We start from the raw sequence: 21,156 nt of genomic DNA on the forward strand, positions 1-21,156 counted from the left end.
ATGAATACCAATAAAAATGGGCTAAAGCTCAGCTATTTAAGCGCATGCTTAGTCAGTTTGTTTAGCAGCCACGCTATGGCTGCTGAACAAACCCCAAAGGATGACAGCGTAAATAATAGCCCTATAGAAAGATTGGCAGTGATTGGCTCGCGCCAAGCTTATCAAGGCAATTTTAGCCCTTTAGAAACACCGCAATCAGAATTAAAAATAGATTTAGAAGCGCTTGAAAACGCAGGTGCTATAAATTTAAATCAAGCGCTTGATTTATCGGCATCGGTAGCGCGTCAAAATAACTTTGGCGGACTTTGGAATAGCTTTGCGCTACGCGGCTTTGTAGGCGATGAAAACTTGCCAAGTAATTACCTTGTTAATGGGTTTAATGCCGGGCGTGGTTTTGGTGGCTCACGTGATTTGTCGGGTATTGAATCGGTTGAGGTGTTAAAAGGTCCACGTGCTGCTTTATTTGGCCGTGGTGAACCTGGCGGTACAGTAAATCTCGTTACTAAGCGCCCAACGTTTGATACAAGCGGCGAGCTAAAGCTAAGCGTAGGCAGCTTTGACACCTACCGCGCTGATGTAGATTACACCACGCCCCTTAGCGACGGCGTAGCAATTAGACTGGTTGGTTTTTATGAAGACGCAAAAAGCTTTCGCGATACAATAGAGACAACTAAACAAGGCTTTAGCCCATCAATAACATGGAATATTAACGACAACAGCCAACTAATATATGAGCTTGAATACAGTGACCAAGAGGTCCCTTTTGATAGAGGCGTATTAGCCATAGATGGCGAACTTGGTTTAATACCACAGAGCCGCTTTTTAGGTGAGCCAGGTGATGGCCCAATAGAGGCTGACGTACTTGGCCATCAATTAGAGTTTATTCATGACTTTAATGATAATTGGAGCGTATTGCTGGGCGCTAACTACCGTGATACCTCGCTTGAAGGGTTTGCTACCGAAGCTGGTTTTGCAGGTGTTGTTGATAGTGAGGTAAATCGCTTTAGGCGCTACCGTGATTACAATGCAAAATATCAGGTATTTAGAGCCGAAGTGACAGGTAATTTAGAGGTTGCAGGGTTGGATCACCGTTTAATAATTGGGGTTGATTCTGATAAGTTCGAAAATGATCAATTTGTTCTTCGTGTACGTGGCGATCAGTATATAAATGTTTTTAATCCTGCATATGGAGCATATGAGTTACCTACGCCAACGGCCAATACCGATAAGTTAGAAGTGCAAGAGTCGTTAGGTGTATTTATTCAAGACCAAATAAGCCTAACCGATAAGCTTGATGTACGTATTGGTATACGTTTTGATGACTACCAGCAAACACTTAATAACCGTTTAGCTGATACACAATCAAAACAAAATGAGTCACGTGTTAGCCCCCAGTTAGGTGTTGTGTATGAGGCGAGCGAGTTTGTATCTGTTTATGCCGCTTATGGCGAAAACTTTAGGCCTTTATCGGGCACTGATACAAATGGCGATGGGTTTGAACCAAATCAATCTACTTCAACAGAGTTGGGAGTTAAATTTACTTTAAACGATGGCGCTTTATTTGGCACTATCGCGATGTTTAAAGTAGAGCAAGACAACATGCTGGTGGTTGACGATCCCACTGCATTTACTTTTGCTGCAATAGGCGAAGCACAAAGCAAAGGCATAGAGGTTGATATAAACGGTGAGCTAACGGATGATGTAAGCCTATGGTTATCGTATGCGTATGTTGATGCAACTATTGAAAACTCATTTTTTGATGCTAACTTTGGCTATACCGTTGAAGCGGGTAGTTCTTTATTAAATATTCCTAAACATCAACTTAGTTTACAGCTTGTTAAATCAGCCGAGTTATATGGCAAAGCAATTAAGTTTGGCGCAGGTTTAGTTTATGTAGACTCACGAAACGGCTTTTTTGGTACCGATTTTGAGCTACCAAGCTATACAACAGCGCGTACTTTTATAGATGTTGATGTAACTAAGGCAATTGGCTTGCGTGCAGAGGTAGATAACCTGTTTGATGAAACCTATTACACTAACTCATTTGCTGATGCATGGGTTCAACCGGGCACACCCAGAAGTGTAAGGCTATCTGCAACGTATAAATTTTAAACGTAAACTAAAACGATACTAACAAAAAGGCTGCTTAAATTAAGCAGCCTTTTTGCTTAGTTAAAAACTTAGTTAAAAACTTAGTTAAAAACTTAGTTAAAAACTCGATTAAAATGGTGCATAGCCGTCGTTAGTTTTTTTAGGGTTAATCCAGCGCTGTTTAGCATTAATAGGAATGCGTGGTGCACCTTGTGCTGGTAATCGCCCGCGCTCTCCATACAACCACAAAACAAAATTAGTTCGCTCACCACTGGTAATAGGCTTTGCTGCGTGTGCAATATTGCCACGGTGTAACATGGCAGTGCCGGGCTTAAACGTAAGTGATTTAATATCGCCTGTGTAGGGGTGATAAAAGTCAACTTCTGACCCTGTAAACTCTTCGCCTGGTAAGTTTAAGTTAATATTAAGCGTTACGGCCGATGCATCGGTATGTGGGCGAATTGACGAATCTGTGTTTGGCTCATAATAAATAGAAAAACCAAATGTTTGTGTATCAAACCCCGTAACCTCAGGGAACAGCATACGCGAAATAGGGCGCATGTAAGTGTTTAGTATTTCGTTATAAAACGCTTGAAAGCTTGGCGCTGCTAAATAACCTTCTGATCGGCTATCAAGCATGGCACCACGGCGATTTAACACTATGCCATATGGTGGGCGCATAGGAATTTTCGAATTCCATACTTGTTCTAAATACCCGCGTAATACGGCAAGGCGCTCTGGATCAAAAAATTGAAATTGAAATACATCAGGCGCTACTTCGTGTAATAACGCTTTTACGGCCAGCTCTTTTGATGGATCTTCCCATGCTTGCTTTACTGCTTCACGTAGGTTTTTATCAAGTAGTGTGTCGTCAAGCGTAAACGTTGAGCCATCTATTGATGTTGTTTCCCATTCGCTCCACGCGCTTGTAATTAGGTCGGTATTGTTATACCAAAATTGTTGTACTGATGGTTCACGGTAAAGCATGGCTTGGCGTGTTGGTAACTCTAGAGCACGCGCTAGCTGTAATTGATTGGCAAACATTTTGTGTAACTCCAGTTGTTGAATTTGGTTTATATCAATCTAGGAGTGCAATTTATTGCATTTGATTTAGTAGATAAACAGCCTGCTTTAGGAAACAGAATATACTATTTATTGATAATGAAGATTTGTATACTTTTTGAAGCAGAGAAAGCTAGCTTTGTAGATATGTAAAAGGCTGCACAATATGCAGCCTTTTGTTGGTGTAATTTAAGTTGCTTAATAAATACTAGTGGGTTGCTCTGTCGCCCCAAATATCTTCTAGGCGGCTGTCGCGACCACAACGCCAACGATAAGTGTTGTATCGGATTGGGTTGTTTTTGTAATAATCTTGGTGAAAGCTTTCCCTCCCTTTAATAGGGTAAAAGGTGCTTGCGTTTAGTATAGGTGTAACCACAGTTTGATTAGGGAACTCGGCTACTACTGCTGCTTTTGTTTTTTCAGCTAATTTACGTTGTTCGTCGTTTTCAACAAATATAGCGCTTAAGTAACTAGGGCCTTTATCGCAAAATTGGCCTCTGGCATCAAAGGGATCAATATTAACCCAGTAATGATCAAGTATACCTTGATAGCTTATTATGGCCGGATCGTAAGTAATTTCTACCGCCTCGTAATGGCCTTTATGATTACCATTGTATGTCGGGTTTTTAAGTTTGCCGCCAGTAAAGCCCGATATTACATCGGTTACGCCTTCTAGCTTTTCAAAGTCACTTTCCATACACCAAAAACAACCTCCAGCTAAAACGGCTTTTTCGGTTTTAGCTGCATGAGTAAATGTGCTAAACAACATTGCGGCAGATGTTAATGCGAGTGCGAGTGATTTTTTCATAAAATTATCCACCTGAAGTGTGAGTTTAAATACTTATGAAGTTAGACCCGCTAAGTGCTAATACTATTTCATTGTAGAGGCATAGTTTTAGCTGGCTAACTTATATATGGTGCAAACTAATGTGCTTAAGATGTTTTATAAACGTAAAGCGGGTATTTAGATCACTTTTTAGTTAGCAGCATTGTTTAATTAGTTTAGCCAAATAAGCGTTATTTAATGGGGTGTTGAATTATGCTGGCTTGTTCATTAAAGTGACAACATTCGAGATATAAATTAGCAGGTGATAAATGAACCAGTTAACAGAAACATCAATAAGCTGCCCTTATTGTGGAGAAAGTATAGAAGTATTACTTGATGCAGCAGATATTGATGAGCAATACATAGAAGACTGCCAAGTATGCTGTAAGCCTATTTCGTTTGTAGTATTTGAAGATGAGGACGAGTTAAACGTTAATGTTTACAGTGAAGACGAAGCATTTTAACTCGTTAATTAGATATTAGGCTGCAAAATTGCAGCCTTTTTATTGTGTATGTGTTTGGTTAGCTATTTTGCTCACGCGCTAATTGGTTAGGAAGAAGTTCTTCTACTATTTCGCGTGCTGGAAGTGTATAGCGTGTGCCGTCAAACATTACTGAGGTAAACTCGTTAATATTAGTAATGCCTGTTAAGGTCCAGCCTTCGCCGCGCTTTGGGCAATATACTGTGGTAGTGGGTTGTATTACTTGAAAATCGTCACTCATTACGTTCTCTTACTCTTTTTGCTTTAAAGATAATGCTTGTTAATGGGGTATGGTAAGTTAATAATGCCTGCCCATAAAGAGCTAATTTAACTAACCACTTAAATAAAATGTTTAATACCACAAAGCTTGAACGCGTTACGCTGCGTTTAATTACCCACAAACACGCTGCGTGTTTATTTAATATTTTAAACCACCCGCATGTGTCAGAATTTAACGACTACGAAACACCGCTCAGCAAAACACAAATCAAACAATTAATACAAGATGATATTAGTGCCTACTACGAAGGCGAAGTGATTAGAGTTGCAATTGAACATAATACATCTGGGAAGTTAATGGGTACTTGTGGGCTTTATAATTTAACGCAGTGTAAAAGTAGTGCGTTTATAGGATTTGAGCTGCACCCCGACTTTTGGGATAAAGGCGTAATGTTTGAAGTAGTCACTGGTTTTATTGAAGCGCTACTTAAGGATATTCCGCTTAAACATTTATCGGCTGAGGTGAGTGCACACAATGCACGTTCACATAATTTACTTATTAAGTTAGGTTTTAGCTTAAGAGAAAATTCTATTTGGCATAAATCACTTTAACTCAATACTACAATTATAAGTGCTTATCTTTTTTCAATCCTGAAAGGTCAACGCCTCCAAGTGTAAATTAAATACAAAAAATAACGGCTTTCTATTATAGTTAAGCGTAAGCAAATGAATTTGTTACCCGTGTTTTATTAAATATTTACGCTTAACAAGGATTTTATATGCTAGAAAAACTATCTCAAGATGCGCTTGTTATTTGGGCTACCATTGACCCAATAGGCACTATGGCGCTGTTTGCTGCGCTTACTTCTCATTTAACAGATCAACAACGTCGTAAAACAGCCTTTAAAACGGTCCTTTATGCTGGTTGCGTACTGTTGGGTTCTATTTTAATAGGGCAGCTAATACTTAATGCGATGGGAATTAGGTTGGTGTCGTTTCAGTTAGGGGGCGGAATTATATTGTTTTTGTTTGGCCTGCAAATGATATTTGGAAACGATTCAAATAAAGCTAAACAAGACCCCGATCACGATATAGCAGTGTTTCCGCTAGCTATACCAGCAACTGCGACCCCTGGCGCTATTTTGGCGGTGATACTACTTACCGACAACCACATACACCCAATTACTACTCAGATAGGCACAGCGCTTGTTACAATTGGTGTGTTGGGTATTACTTTAATACTGTTGCTGCTTTCGGGTAAAATAATTAAGCTTATTGGTACTGGCGGCGCGTCTATTTTAACGCGTGTGATGGGGATGATTTTAGCCGCTTTTTCGGTTGAGCTTATTATGACCGCGCTTGAAATAAAACAATGGGTTAAGCTCGATTAAATAACTCCTAAACATTTAAAGGAATGCCGCATGGCAATAAAAATAACAAAACACTATTTTATTAATTTAAGTTTAGCCGTAGTAATTTTTGCTATCGGTATTTTAGCCATACGTTATTACAACCATTATGTATCGGCCTATACAGACGTAACAATTAACTCAAGCGTGCTTAACGAGTCGCGCAAGGTGTTTATAAGATTACCCGCTAATTACAATCCTAAAAAAGCGTATCCGTTAATTATTAAAACCGATGGTAACTTTAATTTAGATACATGGGACAAAGCACTTACAAAACAAGCTAAGAGCGAAAAAGGGGATAAGGCTATATTGGTGTCTATTCCTAATTTGTTTTTTACAGATACACGTAATCGCGATTTAGTGCCTCCTTATGCTCGCCAAGATGTAAATACACAAGCGCGCCCAGAGGGCGAAACACTTATAGAGCCTAATGGTGAAGCCGACAAGTTTTTAGCGTTTATTGAAACTGAGTTATTCCCGTATTTATCGGCAAAATATAAGCTTAGTAATAACCGTGTATTAAGTGGTTTTTCTGCCGGTGGCAGCTTTGTACTTTATACACTGCATACGAGGCCTGAACTGTTTAATGGCTACTTTGCATTTAGCCCAGCGGCTTGGTATGACGACATGACAGTGGTTAATAATGTAGAAGCGTTTTTAACTACTCAAGCTAACAAAGTTAAGGCGCCTACTTATTTATATCTATCGGTGGGCGGGGCAGAGCATCCGTTAATGTTAAAAGCGTTTAATAATTTAGAGTCTGCTTTAAAAGCAAACCCTAATAATAACCTTGCGTGGCAAAGCGCTATAAACGAAGGTGCTGAGCATTCAGATAATCCACCACTTAGTGTATCAAAGGCATTAGCTGGTTATAGTGCGTTTATTAAAAAGTAGGTTAGATAGGTTTAAGCGTTAACTGTATGCATATACAGTTAATGCTATTTTGTGTATTTAGAATGCTCAATCAGCTTTATAGCACTTTACTTAGTTTAATATTATTAACGACTTACAAAGGGAAGTTGGTTTAAGTTATTTTTGACAGGAAACATATGCACTGTGTTTATATGCAGTATACAGCTATTGAGTTAGAATGCAGTACGTACCTATGAGCATATACACATCTATTTGTTACTGCTTTTAATCAGCCTTACGCCTTTGTGATTAGTGATCAGCAATAAGCAGTGTAAGTACTTTGCAATTTCAATATAATTTCACCATCTTTTTACACTCTTAATGCAGTTAATATAAATTAGCTGGTGGCTTTATAGTAAAAGAACACATCATACTAAATGTTGTTATAATGCTAAACTTAGCAATAGAGTCAAATTAAAAAAAAGTAATCAGTAAGGTAGTGCAAATAATAAAGCGGGAGGTTTAGGTAAAAAAGAGCATTTATAAAAATGCTCTTTTTTAAGTTTCTACTACTTTGCTTTGATAGGTTTAAAAAACAATACCAGTGCAATTATAAATGCTGAAACGCTACAAATTATAAATACGTTTTTTTCACCACCAGGTATGTACTGCATAAATGAGGTAAAAAACTGACCCGAAAATACAGCCATCGTAAAGTACGATAAGTTACGGCCGCGTACTTTCACATCGCTAAGCTCTACCGTCATATGGTTTAAAAGCGGGATACTAAAACCAAATCCTATACCTATACCTATACCTATTAATATTGCGCCTAAAATTAAAAGTAGGGTGCTTACTTGTGTAAAACAAATATACGATAAACTAAACGCTAAAAAGGCAAATGCCAAAACCTTGGGCTCACCAAGCTTCTTTGTTATTTTAGGCATAAAGCCTGCGGTAACTACAGCCACTAAAGATATAAATGCGAGTAGTTGACCTATTTGTGATTCGTTAAAGTTTTCCTCGTTCATTGCAATGGGCAGTAACACAGTAGACGTAAAAAATATGGTCATCGCGAGTGTTGATATTACATAAACGCTTTTTAACGAGAGGCCATTGTTAGCTTTGTGGTGTAGATGTTCTGACACTTCATCGCTATTACTAGCCAGTGAGTTTTTACTTGGCACAAATAATAAAAGCATAGCCAAAAATACCCACGCTATTAAATACAGTGAAAATGGCAGCGCCAAAATTGCGACGCTAATAATCCGCCTAAAAATAAAAATATAACACCGCCTAACTCTATCGCCATGCCTTGTTTTGCAATCATGCCAAGGCGTGCTTCGCCTGTATACCACGCAGAAATTAAAACCGTACAACTTGCCATTACCACAGCAGTTATACCGCCGAGTAAAAATCGATTAGCAAATACAAGCGTTGGGCCTTTTAAAAAGTAAGCACTGGCACCTGCAACCCCATATAAAAACAACCCAATTACTAAAAGTTTATAAGCTCCGTATTTATCTATTAATTTTCCTGCTAGCGGCGCAAAAACCACAGCGCCTAACGATGGCAACGTAATTAAAAGTACGGTGTTATCGGTTATACCTAATCCTTGTGAAATACTTACTAAACCTGGCGCAAGTAGGGTTCCCACCATAATAGTTAAGCTGGCAATACACAGTAATGTAAAGCTACCCGCTGTTTTTAACATACCCATTTTTACTCCTTAAGTTTTAAGCGATTACTTTTTAGCAAATGAATTAAAAATGCCACTTAGCAAAATAAATATAATGCTTACAGCAACAACGCCAGGCCATTGATAAAGTGCAAATGCTTTAACACCAACCATTGAACCAACAGCGCCTCCAATGTAATAACCCAGCATGTAAATTCCATTTATGCGACTTTGCGCAGTGGGGTCAATACTAAAAACACGCACTTGGTTAGCCACTTGCGCACTAAATATGGCAAAGTCGATTAAAATAATGCCAATAACTAACGACGCTAAACTGCCATTAAACAAACCTGTAATAGCAAAGCCGATTGCCGCAAGCGTAAGTGCAATCATAATTAGAGCTTTAGATCCTAGTTTGCTGACCCATTTACCCGATGACTTAGCGCCAATTACGCCAGCCAATGCTATTACACCAAATAAACCCGCTTGTTGAGCGTTGTAGTTAAATGGCTCGTTACTTACATAAATTGCAAGTGTTGCCCAAAGCACATTAAATGATGCAAACCAAAATGCACCCGAAAGTGTAAAGTGCTGCAGTGATTTATGTTTAATAAACAACGCCAACGTACTTTTAATGAGAGGCCAGTAACGCAAATTAGTGTGTGGCTTATTGCTAGGTAAAAACACGCGCAGTAATATACCAAATAATGCCGCGAGTACTGCCGACATTAAAAATACACTTCGCCAACCAAATTGCTCACCTACAAACCCACTTAACGTTCTTGAAAGTAAAATACCGATGGTTAAGCCCATCATTAATGTGCCTAATGTGGCACCTTTTTGCTCGCCCGATACAAGCGATGCTGCAAAGGGTATTAATTGCTGGGTTATATTGGCGCTTACACCAATTAAAAATACCGATATAAGTAATAAAGGTAAGTTAGGTGCAAGCATTGCTGCACTACAAGCCACTACTAATAAGCACGACAAAATAGTAATTAAACGCCTGCGAGCAATCGAGTCACCCAACGGAGAAATAAATAATAACGCAAACGCGTAACCAATTTGTGTAAGTGCGGGAATACTCCCAAGCTGCGAATCAGTTAAATTAAATTCGTTCGCTATAAGCGGTAAAATAGGCTGGTTGTAGTACAAGTTTGCTGCTGTTGCGGCAATTGCAGTGGTCATTAGTAATAAAATAAATCGACTTAATGACTGATTTTGTTTGGGTTTGGTCATAGCTGTCTAGTGTTGTTAACTCATGCCGCTATGGTATGAGTTCTCTACCTATAACAAAAATGATATTATTTTATAGAATCTATACAAATAATGTATTTAAGGTGCGTAATGGATATTAAAACATTAAAGAGTTTTGTCAGCGTAGCCAAGCATCAGAGTTTTTCAGAAGCGGCCAAAGAGTTACACACCGTGCAACCTGCAATAAGTAGGCATATTGCACAGCTCGAAATCGAGCTTGATGTTGTGCTGTTTATAAGAAACTCACGCGATGTTGCAATAACTCAAGCGGGTGAGCAGCTATTAAAAGATGCACGCGCTATTTTGGCTCTAGCTGACAAAGCTAAAACTCAGGTTAAACGTGCCCACAACGGGCAGGTAGGTACACTTAATATTGCGCACTTAAGCTCGGCATGTTTAACCTTTATGGCAGCACTGGTTCGAGAATATAAACAGCAATACCCAAGCGTGCACGTTACATTGTTTGAAATGACTGCAACTGAGCAAATACATGCGTTTAAAAACGATTTAATTGATGTGGGTTTTTCACGGCCTTTACCTGATTCAATTAATGATGAATTTGTAAGTCATACTATTTATGTAGATTCATTGGTGGCCATCGTTAATCAAAACCATGCGCTGGCAAATTATAAAAATATTGATTTAGCTAAACTAAAAAATGAGCCATTTATTATTTTTAATAGAGAGGAAGCACTTGGTCTTTTTGATGAAACCATTTTGCAATGCAAACAAGCTCATTTTTCACCGAACATTATTAGCCAACCTAGGCATATGCAAACATTAGTGACCGAAGTGGCTGCTGGCCTTGGTGTGGCAATTGCGCCTTATTGCGTACGTAAATTATATAGTGAAGGGTGCCATTTTATAAAACTGAGCGACGTACTCACGCAAATCCCGGTGCTATTACAAATTAAAAAAGCAGATACCAATGCGGCTGTTAATGCATTTGTTGAAATAGCCTTAAATGCAAAACCAAGTATTGAAAAAAGTATGGCGGAATAAAAAAAGCCCAGTTAAAAAAGTTAAAAGGGCTAAAAGGGTTGTGCTTAGGGAAGTTGTAGTCGTTTTTAAACTTATATTTAGAGCTTATATTTAGAACTTATATCTAAAACCAAATGCTATACCGTCATCTTCCGACTGCTCCATTTGTGCTTGTTGATCGTCGTTATCACTTTCAAAGTCGCTAAAGTCTTTACGCGCTTCTACGTAGGCAATAGTGTCTTCGTCAATTAAGTAGTGAAGGCCAATAACAGCAAACTGACGCTTAAATACATCGTCTGGATCGGCGTTAAAGTTTGGCTGAATTACGTAATCATCGCCGGCATCAAACACGTTGTAGGCAATAAAAGGGCGAAAGTCGTTATCAAAACGGTAAGATGCAAATGTTTCTACACCTATTGCGTCATCAATTAAGCGACCAATATTATCGGTGTCGTGGTTTTTGTTTTTATTTATGTTGGCAGCAACGTAAAGGCCGGGCTTATCAATATTGCCCCACATAATGCCTGCACCGTAAATTAAATCTTCAACATTGCGAGTAGAACCATCGCCAAACGTTAAATCAAACTCGCCACGGTTAATACCCGCTGTAAGCGTGAGCATATCGGTAGGGGTATATGTTACAGATGCACCAAATGTGTAATTAAATTCAACTTCTTGGGCTGCACTATCGCCAGAGTTCCATAGCGTTTCGCATTCTTCTTCTGAAATATCGCTTACGTCACAGGTATAAAATTCGCTGTTTTTAAGCTGCGCTTGTACTGCAAAACTAAAATCGTTATAGCTATTGCGGTACTGCACTAACTTATCGCCACGGCCAGTGCCATTTACAGCGCCATCGTCTTTGTTATAGGTGTAAACGCCAGCTGCATTACCATCCCATACAAAGCTATTATTTGTGCCATAAACTACGTCGTACCATGCACCCCATTGTTTACCAATGGTAAGTTGACCATACTTTTCGTGTGAAAGGCCTGCGTAACCTAAACGGTTATACAAAAACTCGTCCTGAATTGATTCAAAACGATTATTATAAATTATATCGCTGCTACCAACAGGGTTTACACCCCATTCTACGAGTGCAAGGGCAGTCCAGTCTTTCTTGAGCTTTCGGGTAAAGCCAAAGTTAATGCGCGAAGTACCGTTAACAACTTCGGTTTCGTTTTGTGTGTTAATTACACGCACATCAAGATATCCACCTACTTTTAGAGTGTTTTTATCATCTTTGTATAACTCTACCGCCGAAACAGCGGGTGCTAATACAATACTTGCGCTAATCAGTGTCGCTAATTTTTTGCTCATCTTGTGTGTTGCCCTGTGTAAATTTCAGTGTTTTTACGTAGGTAAAAATTCAGGTTCGAAGATTAACAAAGCAATAAACGGCTCAAAAGTGAAAAAAAATCAACAAAATTGGACGGCAAACTTAATTGACATTCACTCGAGGTTAATTTTGTTTTTCAGGTGTTGCTGAGGTTTGTTTTTTTAGTTGTTTTATAGGTAAAAAGGATTGGTAATAAGTGGTGTGTTAGAATTCTAATTTGAATTAATTTCATCTTGGTTAAAAAATAGCGACTAGTGTAAAAGCTCTAAAAGTGCTTTATTTTCATAAATATAACTTTTTATTGTTATAGGTTGTACAAAAATGAGTTAAGTAAACACACAAACACGTTAAAAGTGTTTTTACTCTAGGGTCTGTTGATCTTTGCGGATTAAAATTTATTCAAACTAGGGGCTATTTAATCGCGGCGCGAGGTTTGTAACCTAGTGGGCTAAGTAAAAACCGAGCAACAAAGAGTAAATAGCCCCTAGGAAGACCCCTTTGGGCAGCGCCTGTTTGGCATTAATGCTACGTTATCGCCCATTTATGGGGAATAACCACACTACATAGACTCTTCCTTGCCTTAATACCAAACAGACTGCTGAAAATTTAACCTTAAAAGATCAACAGACCCTAATATATATACCAATTTCTAAACGCTCATATCGGTTTATTATGAATGTATTTATGAATTTTAATTTATCTAAGTTGAATAATAATTTGCAAAAACACTAAATCTAATTTGTTATTTTAATTACGAGTAGCTCAGTGATAATAATTGCCTTAAACGACGTGATTTGCCTTTAAACTTTCATAGAAAAACAGGCCATTTTGGTTTAAACTGCGCGCAATTTAAATACATCATTACTCCTTTGGAGGGTAGCGCTATTATTAGTACAGCTAATGTCACCATGCAATTTGGTGCTAAACCATTATTTGAAAATATCTCAGCAAAATTTGGCGACGGAAACCGTTATGGTTTAATCGGTGCAAATGGTTGTGGTAAATCAACATTTATGAAGATTCTAAGTGGTGAGCTCGAAGCGTCTTCAGGTAATGTAAGTACTGATCCAAATGAACGTGTTGCTAAACTAAACCAAGACCAGTTTGCCTACGAAGAATACTCAGTAATTGATACTGTGATCATGGGTCACAAAGAGCTGTGGAAAATAAAACAAGAACGCGACCGTATTTACTCTTTACCAGAAATGAGTGAAGACGACGGTATGAAAGTAGCCGATCTTGAAACTGAGTTTGCTGAAATGGATGGTTACTCTGCTGAATCTAAAGCAGGCGAGCTTCTATTAGGCGTAGGTATTGGCACAGACCAACACTTTGGCCCAATGTCAGAAATTGCACCTGGTTTTAAGCTGCGCGTACTACTTGCACAGGTGTTGTTTTCAGACCCAGATATAATGCTACTTGATGAGCCTACCAATAACTTGGATATTTACACCATCAAGTGGTTAGAAGACGTGTTAAACCAACGCGACTGTACCATGATAATCATCTCGCATGACCGTCACTTTTTAAACTCTGTGTGTACTCACATGGCCGATATTGACTACGGTGAGCTACGTATTTACTCAGGTAACTACGACGAATACATGTTTGCAGCAACGCAAGCACGTGAGCAACTACTTAGCGAAAACGCGAAGAAGAAAAACCAAATTGCTGAACTTCAACAGTTTGTATCACGTTTCTCTGCTAACGCATCTAAAGCTAAGCAAGCAACATCGCGCGCTAAACGTATCGACAAAATTCAGTTAGACGAAGTTAAAGCGTCTTCACGTCAAACGCCGTTTATTCGTTTCGACCAAGAAAAGCAGTTATTCAGAAACGCGCTTGAAATGAATAACTTAACGCAAGGTTTTGACGACAACACGTTGTTTTCTGGGCTTGAAGGTTTAGTAGAAGTTGGCGAACGTATTGCTATTATTGGTGAAAATGGTGTTGGTAAAACAACATTACTCAATACATTAGCAGGGCGCTTAGCTCCTAAAGCCGGTGAGTTTAAGTTCTCAGAAAATGCAAATATTGGTTACTACGCGCAAGATCATGCAGATGAGTTTGCAACCGACATGAACTTGTTTCAGTGGATGGAGCAATGGCAACAAGAGGGCGACGACGAGCAAGTGGTTCGTAGCTTCTTAGGCCGTATGCTGTTCTCTCAAAACGATATTAAGAAGTCAGTTAAAGTAATTTCAGGTGGTGAGCAAGGCCGCATGCTGTTTGGTAAAATTATGATGCATAAACCAAACATATTGCTAATGGATGAGCCAACCAACCACATGGATATGGAATCTATTGAAGCGCTTAACTTAGCGCTTGAAGCCTACGAAGGTACATTAATGTTTGTATCGCACGATCGTCAATTTGTATCATCGGTAGCTACCCGAATTTGGGAAGTTAAAGATGGTAAAATCATTGACTTTAGAGGCAACTACGCAGAATACCTAGCGAGTAAAGAAGCTTAATTAGCTATTTACCCGTTAACCCTAAAAAGCCATGTTTAAACATGGCTTTTTTGTTTTTGTGGCTTTGTATTAGTCGCAATTAATATGGCTTTGGGTATAATACCCGGCTTAAACAGGACATAAGTCCGCTATTTTAAAAATACATTACTGAGGAGTATTTATGACTGTTGGCATTATTATGGGTTCTAAATCAGATTGGCCAACCATGGAACATGCAGCACTTATGCTTGAGCATTTTGGCATTAAGTACGAAACTAAAGTCGTGTCTGCACACCGCACTCCTCAATTACTTGCTGATTACGCAAGTTCAGCCGCAGAACGCGGTATTAAAGTTATTATTGCTGGCGCTGGCGGCGCGGCTCATTTACCAGGTATGGCTGCTGCTTTTACATCGCTTCCTGTACTGGGCGTGCCTGTAAAATCAAAAGCATTAAATGGTGTTGATTCACTTTTATCTATTTGCCAAATGCCTAAAGGCGTTGCAGTGGGCACACTTGCAATTGGTGAGCCGGGCGCAGCAAACGCAGGTTTACTAGCCGCACAAATTTTAGGGTGCCAAAATCCAGAAATTTTTGCAAAAATTGAAGCGTTTCGTAAAGCTCAAACCGACACTATATTAGCTAATCCAAACCCTGCAGAGTAATAATGAATATTTTAATATTAGGTGCAGGGCAACTTGCACGTATGATGAGTCTTGCAGGCGCGCCGCTTAATTTAAATGTGGTTGCATACGATGTAGGCAGCAAGCAAATTAAGCATCCGCTAACTGGTGAGGTTTATAGTACGTCACTTGAACAAGCAATATTAAACGCTGATGCAATTACTGCAGAGTTTGAGCACATTCCTGATGACGTACTAACACTTTGCTGTAACAGCAATAAGTTCTACCCAGGGAAAGCCGCTATTAAAACCGGTGGCGATCGCTCGCTTGAAAAAGCATTGCTTGATAAAACAAACGTAACTTGTGCGCCGTATCAATTAATTACTGAAAAAGCGCATCTTGAACACGCAGTTAAAACCCTCGGCAAGCCACTTGTTATTAAAACATGCCAAGCGGGTTACGATGGAAAAGGCCAATGGCGTTTAAAATCGGATAGTCAAATAGACGAAATTTGGTCACAAATGGCTGATTTTATTGCATCGGGCACCGAGCTTGCGCCACATACAATTATTGCTGAAAAAATGATCCCGTTTGATCGTGAAGTATCTATTATTGGTGCGCGCGATAAACACGGTAATGTTGCTATTTATCCGCTAACAGAAAATGAGCACACCAATGGTGTATTAACGCTTTCTATTGCCGGTAAAAATAATCATAGCGTTGAAGCGCAAGCAAACGATGCATTTACAAAAATAGCAAATGAGCTTAACTACGTTGGCGTGTTAGCTATTGAGTTTTTTGATGTACATGGCACGTTACTCGTTAACGAAATTGCACCGCGCGTACATAACTCAGGCCACTGGACGCAACAAGGCTGCCATTGCTCACAGTTTGAAAACCACATGCGTGCTGTTGCAGGTTTACCGCTTGGTAATACAGAGCTTAAACACATTACCGCGATGATAAACGTACTAGGGCAACCTAATATCCCAGCTGACGTACTAAAATATGCAGATGTGACTAGCCACTGGTACGGTAAAACTGCAAAACCAGGTCGTAAAATGGGCCATATAAACGTATCGGCCACTAGCATGAACGATCTAGCAGATAAATTAGGTGAGCTTACTGAATATTTACCTGAGCAAGACTACCCAGGTATTTTAAAAGCGGCGGCAAATTTAATCCTTCATTAAATGGCTAACCGTTTTATTAAATGCCGAGCTTGCTCGGCATTTTTTTGTACTTAAAAAAAGCGCAAGGTTACCTAGATTGTGAAATAATGATTGAGTCTAAAATTTTACAGTGAAATTATTTAATGAAACTTAAAGCAATTTATAGCGCACTACTTGTTGCCGCTTCTTTTAGTCCTTTTTTTAGTAACAGTGCATTTGCATCAGACTCTCTTCGTGTTGCTACTTTTAATGTAAGTATGGATGCAACTAATCACACCCCTAAAGGTGAGCAAGTTAAAAGTGATGCTTTAGTTAATGCACTTAAAGCAAACCACCAGCAAATTAAGAACATAGCGGAAATTATTCAACGTGTTCGCCCTGATATTATTTTACTTAACGAATTTGATTACATCCCAAAAGAGCAGGGAATTGAATACTTTAATCAACATTATTTAAATGTAGGTCAGCAAAAACAAGCCGCTATTAATTACCCTTACTCTTATATTGCCCCTGTAAATACAGGCCTAGCCACTGAGTTTGATTTAGATAACGATGGCAAGAAAAATGGCGTGATGGGCGATGCACAAGGTTTTGGCTTTTTTGAAGGCCATTACGGTATGGCTATTTTGTCAAAATACCCAATCGATTTTGATAAAGTAAGAACCCTTCAAACCTTTAAATATAAAGACATGCCAAATGCACAAATGCCCGTAATGCCTAAAACAGGCGAAAACTGGTATAACACACAAGAATGGCAAGCGTTAAGACTTAGCTCTAAATCGTTTTGGGATTTACCTATTAACGTAAATGATAAAACCATTCATGTTATTGCATCTCACCCAACACCCCCTGTATTTGACGGTGAAGAGGATAGAAACGGCAAACGTAACCACGATGAAGTAAGGTTAATTGCCGATTACGTTTCAAACGCTAAGTATATTTACGATGATAAAGGCGAAAAGGGCGGTTTAAAAGCTTACTCTCGGTTTGTTATTTTAGGCGATTTAAACGCCGCACCAGAGGGCGATAAAGCCCGCACAAATACCACCGACCAACTACTTAAAAACCCATTGATGAACGCTCAGTTTGTTCCAAAAAGTGAGGGCGCTAAAGAGCAGTATGATGTGCCTTATGCACAAAATTACAGTGCTAATTGGCAAGCGCGTGTTGATTACGTTTTACCGTCAAACTACGGCTTAAAAATTAAAGACGGTGGTGTGTTTTGGCCAACTAAAACTAGCGATGAATATCGTTTAATTAAAGATAGAAACGCATCGAGCGATCATCGACTGGTGTGGCTTGATTTAATCGTTGAATAACGCCTATTAACAGGGGATGCGCTAGTAAACTGAGCTTTACCCTGTTTAATGGCTATTTATCTTAAAAAATTGCAATAACTTGAGTGCTTCTGCTTAAATACGGCTTAATTATAATAACCGTATAGAAGCACTATGATTTTTAATTTTTCTTCATCTAAAACGTTAGTGGCCTTAGCTGTTGCCTCAAGTGTCATGCTTGCAGGTTGTAGCGCGACCGCTAACACCTCATCAACACAGCAAAGTGCTTTACCAGCAACATCGGTTGCTGCGGTTGTAAACACGTCAGCAGATATCGGCTCACAAAAAATAACGCTAGAACAAGCAATGGCCGATCCTGATTGGATGGGCAATCAGCCAGAGAGCGCTTATTGGGCTAGCGATTCGGCTACTATTATTTATGCTCAAAAAGAGCAAGGTAATACACTACGCGATTTATTTAGCCAATCGGTTACTAGCCAAACAGCAGAGCAGGTAGCACTTAATAAACTTCATACTGTGGGTTCAAATAAAGCTGTTTATTCAAAAAATAAAACAATGGCGGCCTACACGTTTAAAGGCAATGTGTTTGTTACAAACCTAAAAACCGGTGAACTTAAACAAATTACAGCGACATCAGCAAGCGAATCTAAACCACAATTTTTAAATAATGGCGATTTAGTTTACCGCCAAGGCAATGTGTTTTTTAAAGTTGATTTAAAAACAGGCTTAACGAGCGAGCTTGCTAACTTAAAACTTGCTGATGAGCCAAAAGGTATTGAAGAGCCAAGCACGTATATTGCTAAAGAGCAGCATAAATTGATTAAATTTGTGGCGCTTCAACAAAAAAATAAAAAAGATAAGCAAGCGCGCAGTGAGCAAGTTAATGAACAAAACGATTCAATTGCTAATACGGCTTACTACTTAGGTGACGGTAATAAAGTTGCAGAAGCACAGCTTTCGCCAAATGGTGATGCGCTGTTAGTCGTTGTACAAAAGCAAACAGATTGGCGCGGTGATGGCGATATTATGCCTAACTACATTACAAATGACGCCACTATAGAACCTAAAAAAGCACGCCGCCGAGTAGCCGACGCTAAAGAAGAAACCTCAAAGCTTGTGTACATCAATTTAACTAACAAAGAGCAAACATCACTTAGCTTTAATACCTTACCGGGCTTTGATGAAGATGTTTTAGCCGCAGTTAAAAAAGAAAACTATGCACGGAAAGGTAAAACATATAAGTCTAAAAAGGCGCCTCGTGGCATTAACCTTATTATGGACTGGGGTTTTGAGCAAAGCCCAATAGTATGGAACGATGACGGCTCGCAAGTGGCTGTCATGCTTGAAGCATGGGACAACAAAGACCGCTGGCTTGCTACCGTTGATTTTAAAAGCAACAAACTTGTGTCGCAACATCGCCTGCATGACGATGCATGGATTGCTTACGCGTTTAACGACTTTGGCTGGTTACATAACTCGAACACGCTTTATTACCTATCGGAAGAGTCGGGTTACAGCCAGCTTTATAAAAAACCAATTAACGGTAAAGCAACCGCGCTTACACAAGGCCAATTTGAGGTTTCTAACTTAACGCTTACCAGCGACGACAGCGCAATTTATTATAAAGCGAATGTTGAGCACCCAGGTCTGTACGAAATTTACCGTGTTAACCCACAAACAGGTAATAGCGAGCAAGTTACTGACTTAAATGGCATGACTGATTACACGTTAAGCCCAGATGAAAGCAAGTTACTCCTTAAGCACTCTACAATTACCATGCCTAATGAGCTTTATGTAGCTGATGCTCAAGCCAATACGAAAGCAACGCGATTAACGCATACTGTGTCGGATGAGTTTTTAGCTAAAAAGCTAACTGCACCTAAAATTGTTGCTGTGACATCGAGCCATACAGATCAACCAATATACGCAAAAGTGTACTACCCAGCTGATTACGTAGAAGGTGAAGTAGGTAAAAATCGCAAAGCGGTTATTTTTAATCACGGCGCGGGTTACTTACAAAACTCACATATGGGATTTTCGGTTTATTTTCGTGAATTTATGTTCCATTCATTGCTCGCTGATGAAGGTTACATAGTAATGGATATGGATTACCGCGCATCTAAAGGTTACGGCCGTGATTGGCGCACCGCGATTTATCGTCAAATGGGCACACCTGAAACACAAGATTTAGCCGATGGCGTTAAATGGATGGTGCAAAATGCCAACGTTGATACCAAAGCGGTCGGTACTTATGGTGGCTCTTACGGCGGCTTTATGACCTTTATGGCATTGTTTACCGCGCCTGAGTTATTTCAATCGGGTGCGGCACTACGACCTGTTACCGACTGGGCACATTACAACACAGGTTATACGGCTAATATATTAAACCATCCTGATGTTGACCCGATTGCATATGAGCGCAGCTCGCCAATTTATTACGCTGAGGGTTTAAACAAACGTTTATTAATTAACGCACCCATGGTTGACGATAACGTGTTCTTCCAAGACTCAGTGCGTTTAGTACAGCGCTTAATAGAGCTTGAAAAACAAAACTTTGAAACAGCTATATTCCCTGTTGAACCACATGGTTTTGTACAGCCTTCAAGTTGGTTAGACGAATACCGCCGTATTCATAAATTATTTAAAGAAACGCTTTAATCTTTAATTCTTAAAGTATAAAAACAAAAACGCCGCATTAGTTTAGTTAACTAATGCGGCGTTTTTATTGGGTTGAACAAAATCTAACTTTATTTTTTCTTTTTAAAGTTTTTTTAAGGAGCTCTATAGCCAGTGGTATGGCAAGCAGAGTCCCGCCAATTACACCAATTAAATGTGCATCAATAGCCACAGTGGAGTTAATAAGCTTTCCTATATCAGCATTAGGGCCGCTAAATTGCTCAAACGCTATTTTAATCCATACGCCTACAAATAATAAATAACCCGACTTAAGCCCTACAGTTATATCTTTAACTGCGCCCCAAATAATTACACCATGCAGTAGAGCACTTAATCCGGTGTAAATATGTATGCTTGGGCAAAACCAGTAAACACCGAGTCCACACCACAGCGCCAGCGCACTTGTATTAAAAGCGTAGCGAGTAGGTGATGTGTATTCGCCATGTAAAAGCCATATTAATAAAACACCACTGGCATTTAGTCCCAAATGAGCCCAATTAGCATGAACAAATTGGCTAGAAAAGATTCGCCACAGTTCGCCTTTATCAATTAGGCTTCGGTTAAATTCAAGTAAATTATTTAAATCAAATGCAGCAAAAATGGTACTAAATAGCAGCAGAATAATAGGCGGTAATATATAACGTGGTTGAATAGGTAAATTAAGCATTTTATTATATTTTTTTAGTCAAAATTTTTGCATATTGTGCCCGTTTAACTTTAAGATGCCAAATACAACTAC

General features: G+C 39.2%; 19 protein-coding genes. 11 read left to right on the forward strand and 8 right to left on the reverse strand.

Translation table 11 applies throughout. The features are described 5' to 3' along the window. A complete protein-coding gene (locus PARC_RS08705) occupies nt 1–2,112 on the forward strand; it encodes a TonB-dependent siderophore receptor (protein WP_010552772.1) in 2,112 nt (703 codons plus the stop codon). A gap of 108 nt (nt 2,113–2,220) precedes the next feature. On the opposite strand, the gene PARC_RS08710 is transcribed toward PARC_RS08705, so the two are convergent. Beyond that, entirely contained in the window at nt 2,221–3,135 is a 915-nt protein-coding gene (locus PARC_RS08710; RefSeq protein ID WP_010552773.1) for a 2OG-Fe(II) oxygenase family protein, read from the reverse strand. A gap of 226 nt (nt 3,136–3,361) precedes the next feature. Then, on the reverse strand, nt 3,362–3,961 hold the full coding sequence (msrA, locus tag PARC_RS08715; protein ID WP_010552774.1) for a peptide-methionine (S)-S-oxide reductase MsrA: 600 nt from the start codon (nt 3,959–3,961) through the stop codon (nt 3,362–3,364). Nucleotides 3,962–4,248: 287 nt separating this feature from the next. Between msrA and PARC_RS08720 the strand changes: the two genes are divergently transcribed. Further along, nucleotides 4,249–4,443: a CPXCG motif-containing cysteine-rich protein gene (locus tag PARC_RS08720; RefSeq protein WP_007586729.1), complete on the forward strand. Its 195-nt coding sequence runs from the start codon at nt 4,249–4,251 to the stop codon at nt 4,441–4,443. Between the two features lie 58 nt (nt 4,444–4,501). Here PARC_RS08720 and PARC_RS08725 read toward each other — a convergent pair whose 3' ends face one another. Further along, nucleotides 4,502–4,702 (reverse strand): hypothetical protein, encoded by a 201-nt coding sequence (locus PARC_RS08725; RefSeq protein WP_007586727.1) that lies wholly within the window; start codon nt 4,700–4,702, stop codon nt 4,502–4,504. Nucleotides 4,703–4,809: 107 nt separating this feature from the next. On the opposite strand from PARC_RS08725, the gene PARC_RS08730 reads away from it, so the two are divergent. The 3 genes from PARC_RS08730 (at nt 4,810) to PARC_RS08740 (ending at nt 6,983) form a co-directional block, all read left to right on the forward strand. Next, nucleotides 4,810–5,292, forward strand: a complete 483-nt coding sequence (locus PARC_RS08730; RefSeq protein WP_010552775.1) for a GNAT family N-acetyltransferase — start codon at nt 4,810–4,812, stop codon at nt 5,290–5,292. 167 nt (nt 5,293–5,459) lie between these two features. Next, nucleotides 5,460–6,071: a MarC family protein gene (locus tag PARC_RS08735; protein WP_010552776.1), complete on the forward strand. Its 612-nt coding sequence runs from the start codon at nt 5,460–5,462 to the stop codon at nt 6,069–6,071. Nucleotides 6,072–6,101: 30 nt separating this feature from the next. Beyond that, entirely contained in the window at nt 6,102–6,983 is an 882-nt protein-coding gene (locus PARC_RS08740) for an alpha/beta hydrolase (RefSeq protein WP_010552777.1), read from the forward strand. 527 nt (nt 6,984–7,510) lie between these two features. On the opposite strand, the gene PARC_RS21760 is transcribed toward PARC_RS08740, so the two are convergent. From PARC_RS21760 to PARC_RS08750, 3 genes are read right to left on the reverse strand one after another with little or no spacing between them, the layout of a single operon-like run. Beyond that, a complete protein-coding gene (locus PARC_RS21760) occupies nt 7,511–8,143 on the reverse strand; it encodes an MFS transporter (protein ID WP_238142535.1) in 633 nt (210 codons plus the stop codon). 20 nt (nt 8,144–8,163) lie between these two features. After that, the gene (locus tag PARC_RS21765; protein ID WP_238142536.1) at nt 8,164–8,661 is read right to left on the reverse strand and encodes an MFS transporter; all 498 of its coding nucleotides are present in this window, start codon (nt 8,659–8,661) and stop codon (nt 8,164–8,166) included. A 24-nt stretch (nt 8,662–8,685) separates the two neighbouring features. Then, nucleotides 8,686–9,858 (reverse strand): MFS transporter, encoded by a 1,173-nt coding sequence (locus PARC_RS08750; RefSeq protein WP_021032052.1) that lies wholly within the window; start codon nt 9,856–9,858, stop codon nt 8,686–8,688. 108 nt (nt 9,859–9,966) lie between these two features. On the opposite strand from PARC_RS08750, the gene PARC_RS08755 reads away from it, so the two are divergent. Then, complete coding sequence (locus PARC_RS08755; RefSeq protein WP_010552779.1) at nt 9,967–10,878, forward strand: LysR family transcriptional regulator; 912 nt, start codon at nt 9,967–9,969, stop codon at nt 10,876–10,878. Nucleotides 10,879–10,968: 90 nt separating this feature from the next. Here PARC_RS08755 and PARC_RS08760 read toward each other — a convergent pair whose 3' ends face one another. Next, entirely contained in the window at nt 10,969–12,177 is a 1,209-nt protein-coding gene (locus tag PARC_RS08760; protein WP_010552780.1) for a porin, read from the reverse strand. Between the two features lie 903 nt (nt 12,178–13,080). Here PARC_RS08760 and PARC_RS08765 point away from each other — a divergent pair. From PARC_RS08765 to PARC_RS08785, 5 genes are all read left to right on the forward strand, one after another. Continuing rightward, a complete protein-coding gene (locus PARC_RS08765) occupies nt 13,081–14,670 on the forward strand; it encodes an ABC-F family ATPase (protein ID WP_076915491.1) in 1,590 nt (529 codons plus the stop codon). A 160-nt stretch (nt 14,671–14,830) separates the two neighbouring features. Next, on the forward strand, nt 14,831–15,313 hold the full coding sequence (gene purE, locus PARC_RS08770; RefSeq protein WP_002962540.1) for a 5-(carboxyamino)imidazole ribonucleotide mutase: 483 nt from the start codon (nt 14,831–14,833) through the stop codon (nt 15,311–15,313). Nucleotides 15,314–15,315: 2 nt separating this feature from the next. Then, complete coding sequence (locus PARC_RS08775) at nt 15,316–16,464, forward strand: 5-(carboxyamino)imidazole ribonucleotide synthase (RefSeq protein ID WP_010552782.1); 1,149 nt, start codon at nt 15,316–15,318, stop codon at nt 16,462–16,464. Nucleotides 16,465–16,586: 122 nt separating this feature from the next. Further along, nucleotides 16,587–17,762: an endonuclease/exonuclease/phosphatase family protein gene (locus PARC_RS08780; RefSeq protein WP_010552783.1), complete on the forward strand. Its 1,176-nt coding sequence runs from the start codon at nt 16,587–16,589 to the stop codon at nt 17,760–17,762. 132 nt (nt 17,763–17,894) lie between these two features. Next, on the forward strand, nt 17,895–20,399 hold the full coding sequence (locus PARC_RS08785; RefSeq protein WP_010552784.1) for a S9 family peptidase: 2,505 nt from the start codon (nt 17,895–17,897) through the stop codon (nt 20,397–20,399). Nucleotides 20,400–20,463: 64 nt separating this feature from the next. Here PARC_RS08785 and rrtA read toward each other — a convergent pair whose 3' ends face one another. Then, nucleotides 20,464–21,084, reverse strand: coding sequence for a rhombosortase (rrtA, locus tag PARC_RS08790; protein WP_010552785.1), 621 nt, complete (start codon nt 21,082–21,084; stop codon nt 20,464–20,466). Nucleotides 21,085–21,156 lie beyond the last annotated feature (72 nt).

This window comes from Pseudoalteromonas arctica A 37-1-2 (genome assembly GCF_000238395.3).
Taxonomy (GTDB): domain Bacteria; phylum Pseudomonadota; class Gammaproteobacteria; order Enterobacterales; family Alteromonadaceae; genus Pseudoalteromonas; species Pseudoalteromonas arctica.

Bases quoted from the DNA above. Each gene is read 5' to 3' on its own strand.
- PARC_RS08705 (WP_010552772.1), top strand. From the start codon at position 1: ATGAATACCAATAAAAATGGGCTAAAGCTCAGCTATTTAAGCGCATGC.
- PARC_RS08710 (WP_010552773.1), bottom strand. From the start codon at position 3,135: ATGTTTGCCAATCAATTACAGCTAGCGCGTGCTCTAGAGTTACCAACA.
- msrA (WP_010552774.1), bottom strand. From the start codon at position 3,961: ATGAAAAAATCACTCGCACTCGCATTAACATCTGCCGCAATGTTGTTT.
- PARC_RS08720 (WP_007586729.1), top strand. From the start codon at position 4,249: ATGAACCAGTTAACAGAAACATCAATAAGCTGCCCTTATTGTGGAGAA.
- PARC_RS08725 (WP_007586727.1), bottom strand. From the start codon at position 4,702: ATGAGTGACGATTTTCAAGTAATACAACCCACTACCACAGTATATTGC.
- PARC_RS08730 (WP_010552775.1), top strand. From the start codon at position 4,810: ATGTTTAATACCACAAAGCTTGAACGCGTTACGCTGCGTTTAATTACC.
- PARC_RS08735 (WP_010552776.1), top strand. From the start codon at position 5,460: ATGCTAGAAAAACTATCTCAAGATGCGCTTGTTATTTGGGCTACCATT.
- PARC_RS08740 (WP_010552777.1), top strand. From the start codon at position 6,102: ATGGCAATAAAAATAACAAAACACTATTTTATTAATTTAAGTTTAGCC.
- PARC_RS21760 (WP_238142535.1), bottom strand. From the start codon at position 8,143: ATGCTTTTATTATTTGTGCCAAGTAAAAACTCACTGGCTAGTAATAGC.
- PARC_RS21765 (WP_238142536.1), bottom strand. From the start codon at position 8,661: ATGGGTATGTTAAAAACAGCGGGTAGCTTTACATTACTGTGTATTGCC.
- PARC_RS08750 (WP_021032052.1), bottom strand. From the start codon at position 9,858: ATGACCAAACCCAAACAAAATCAGTCATTAAGTCGATTTATTTTATTA.
- PARC_RS08755 (WP_010552779.1), top strand. From the start codon at position 9,967: ATGGATATTAAAACATTAAAGAGTTTTGTCAGCGTAGCCAAGCATCAG.
- PARC_RS08760 (WP_010552780.1), bottom strand. From the start codon at position 12,177: ATGAGCAAAAAATTAGCGACACTGATTAGCGCAAGTATTGTATTAGCA.
- purE (WP_002962540.1), top strand. From the start codon at position 14,831: ATGACTGTTGGCATTATTATGGGTTCTAAATCAGATTGGCCAACCATG.
- PARC_RS08775 (WP_010552782.1), top strand. From the start codon at position 15,316: ATGAATATTTTAATATTAGGTGCAGGGCAACTTGCACGTATGATGAGT.
- PARC_RS08780 (WP_010552783.1), top strand. From the start codon at position 16,587: ATGAAACTTAAAGCAATTTATAGCGCACTACTTGTTGCCGCTTCTTTT.
- PARC_RS08785 (WP_010552784.1), top strand. From the start codon at position 17,895: ATGATTTTTAATTTTTCTTCATCTAAAACGTTAGTGGCCTTAGCTGTT.
- rrtA (WP_010552785.1), bottom strand. From the start codon at position 21,084: ATGCTTAATTTACCTATTCAACCACGTTATATATTACCGCCTATTATT.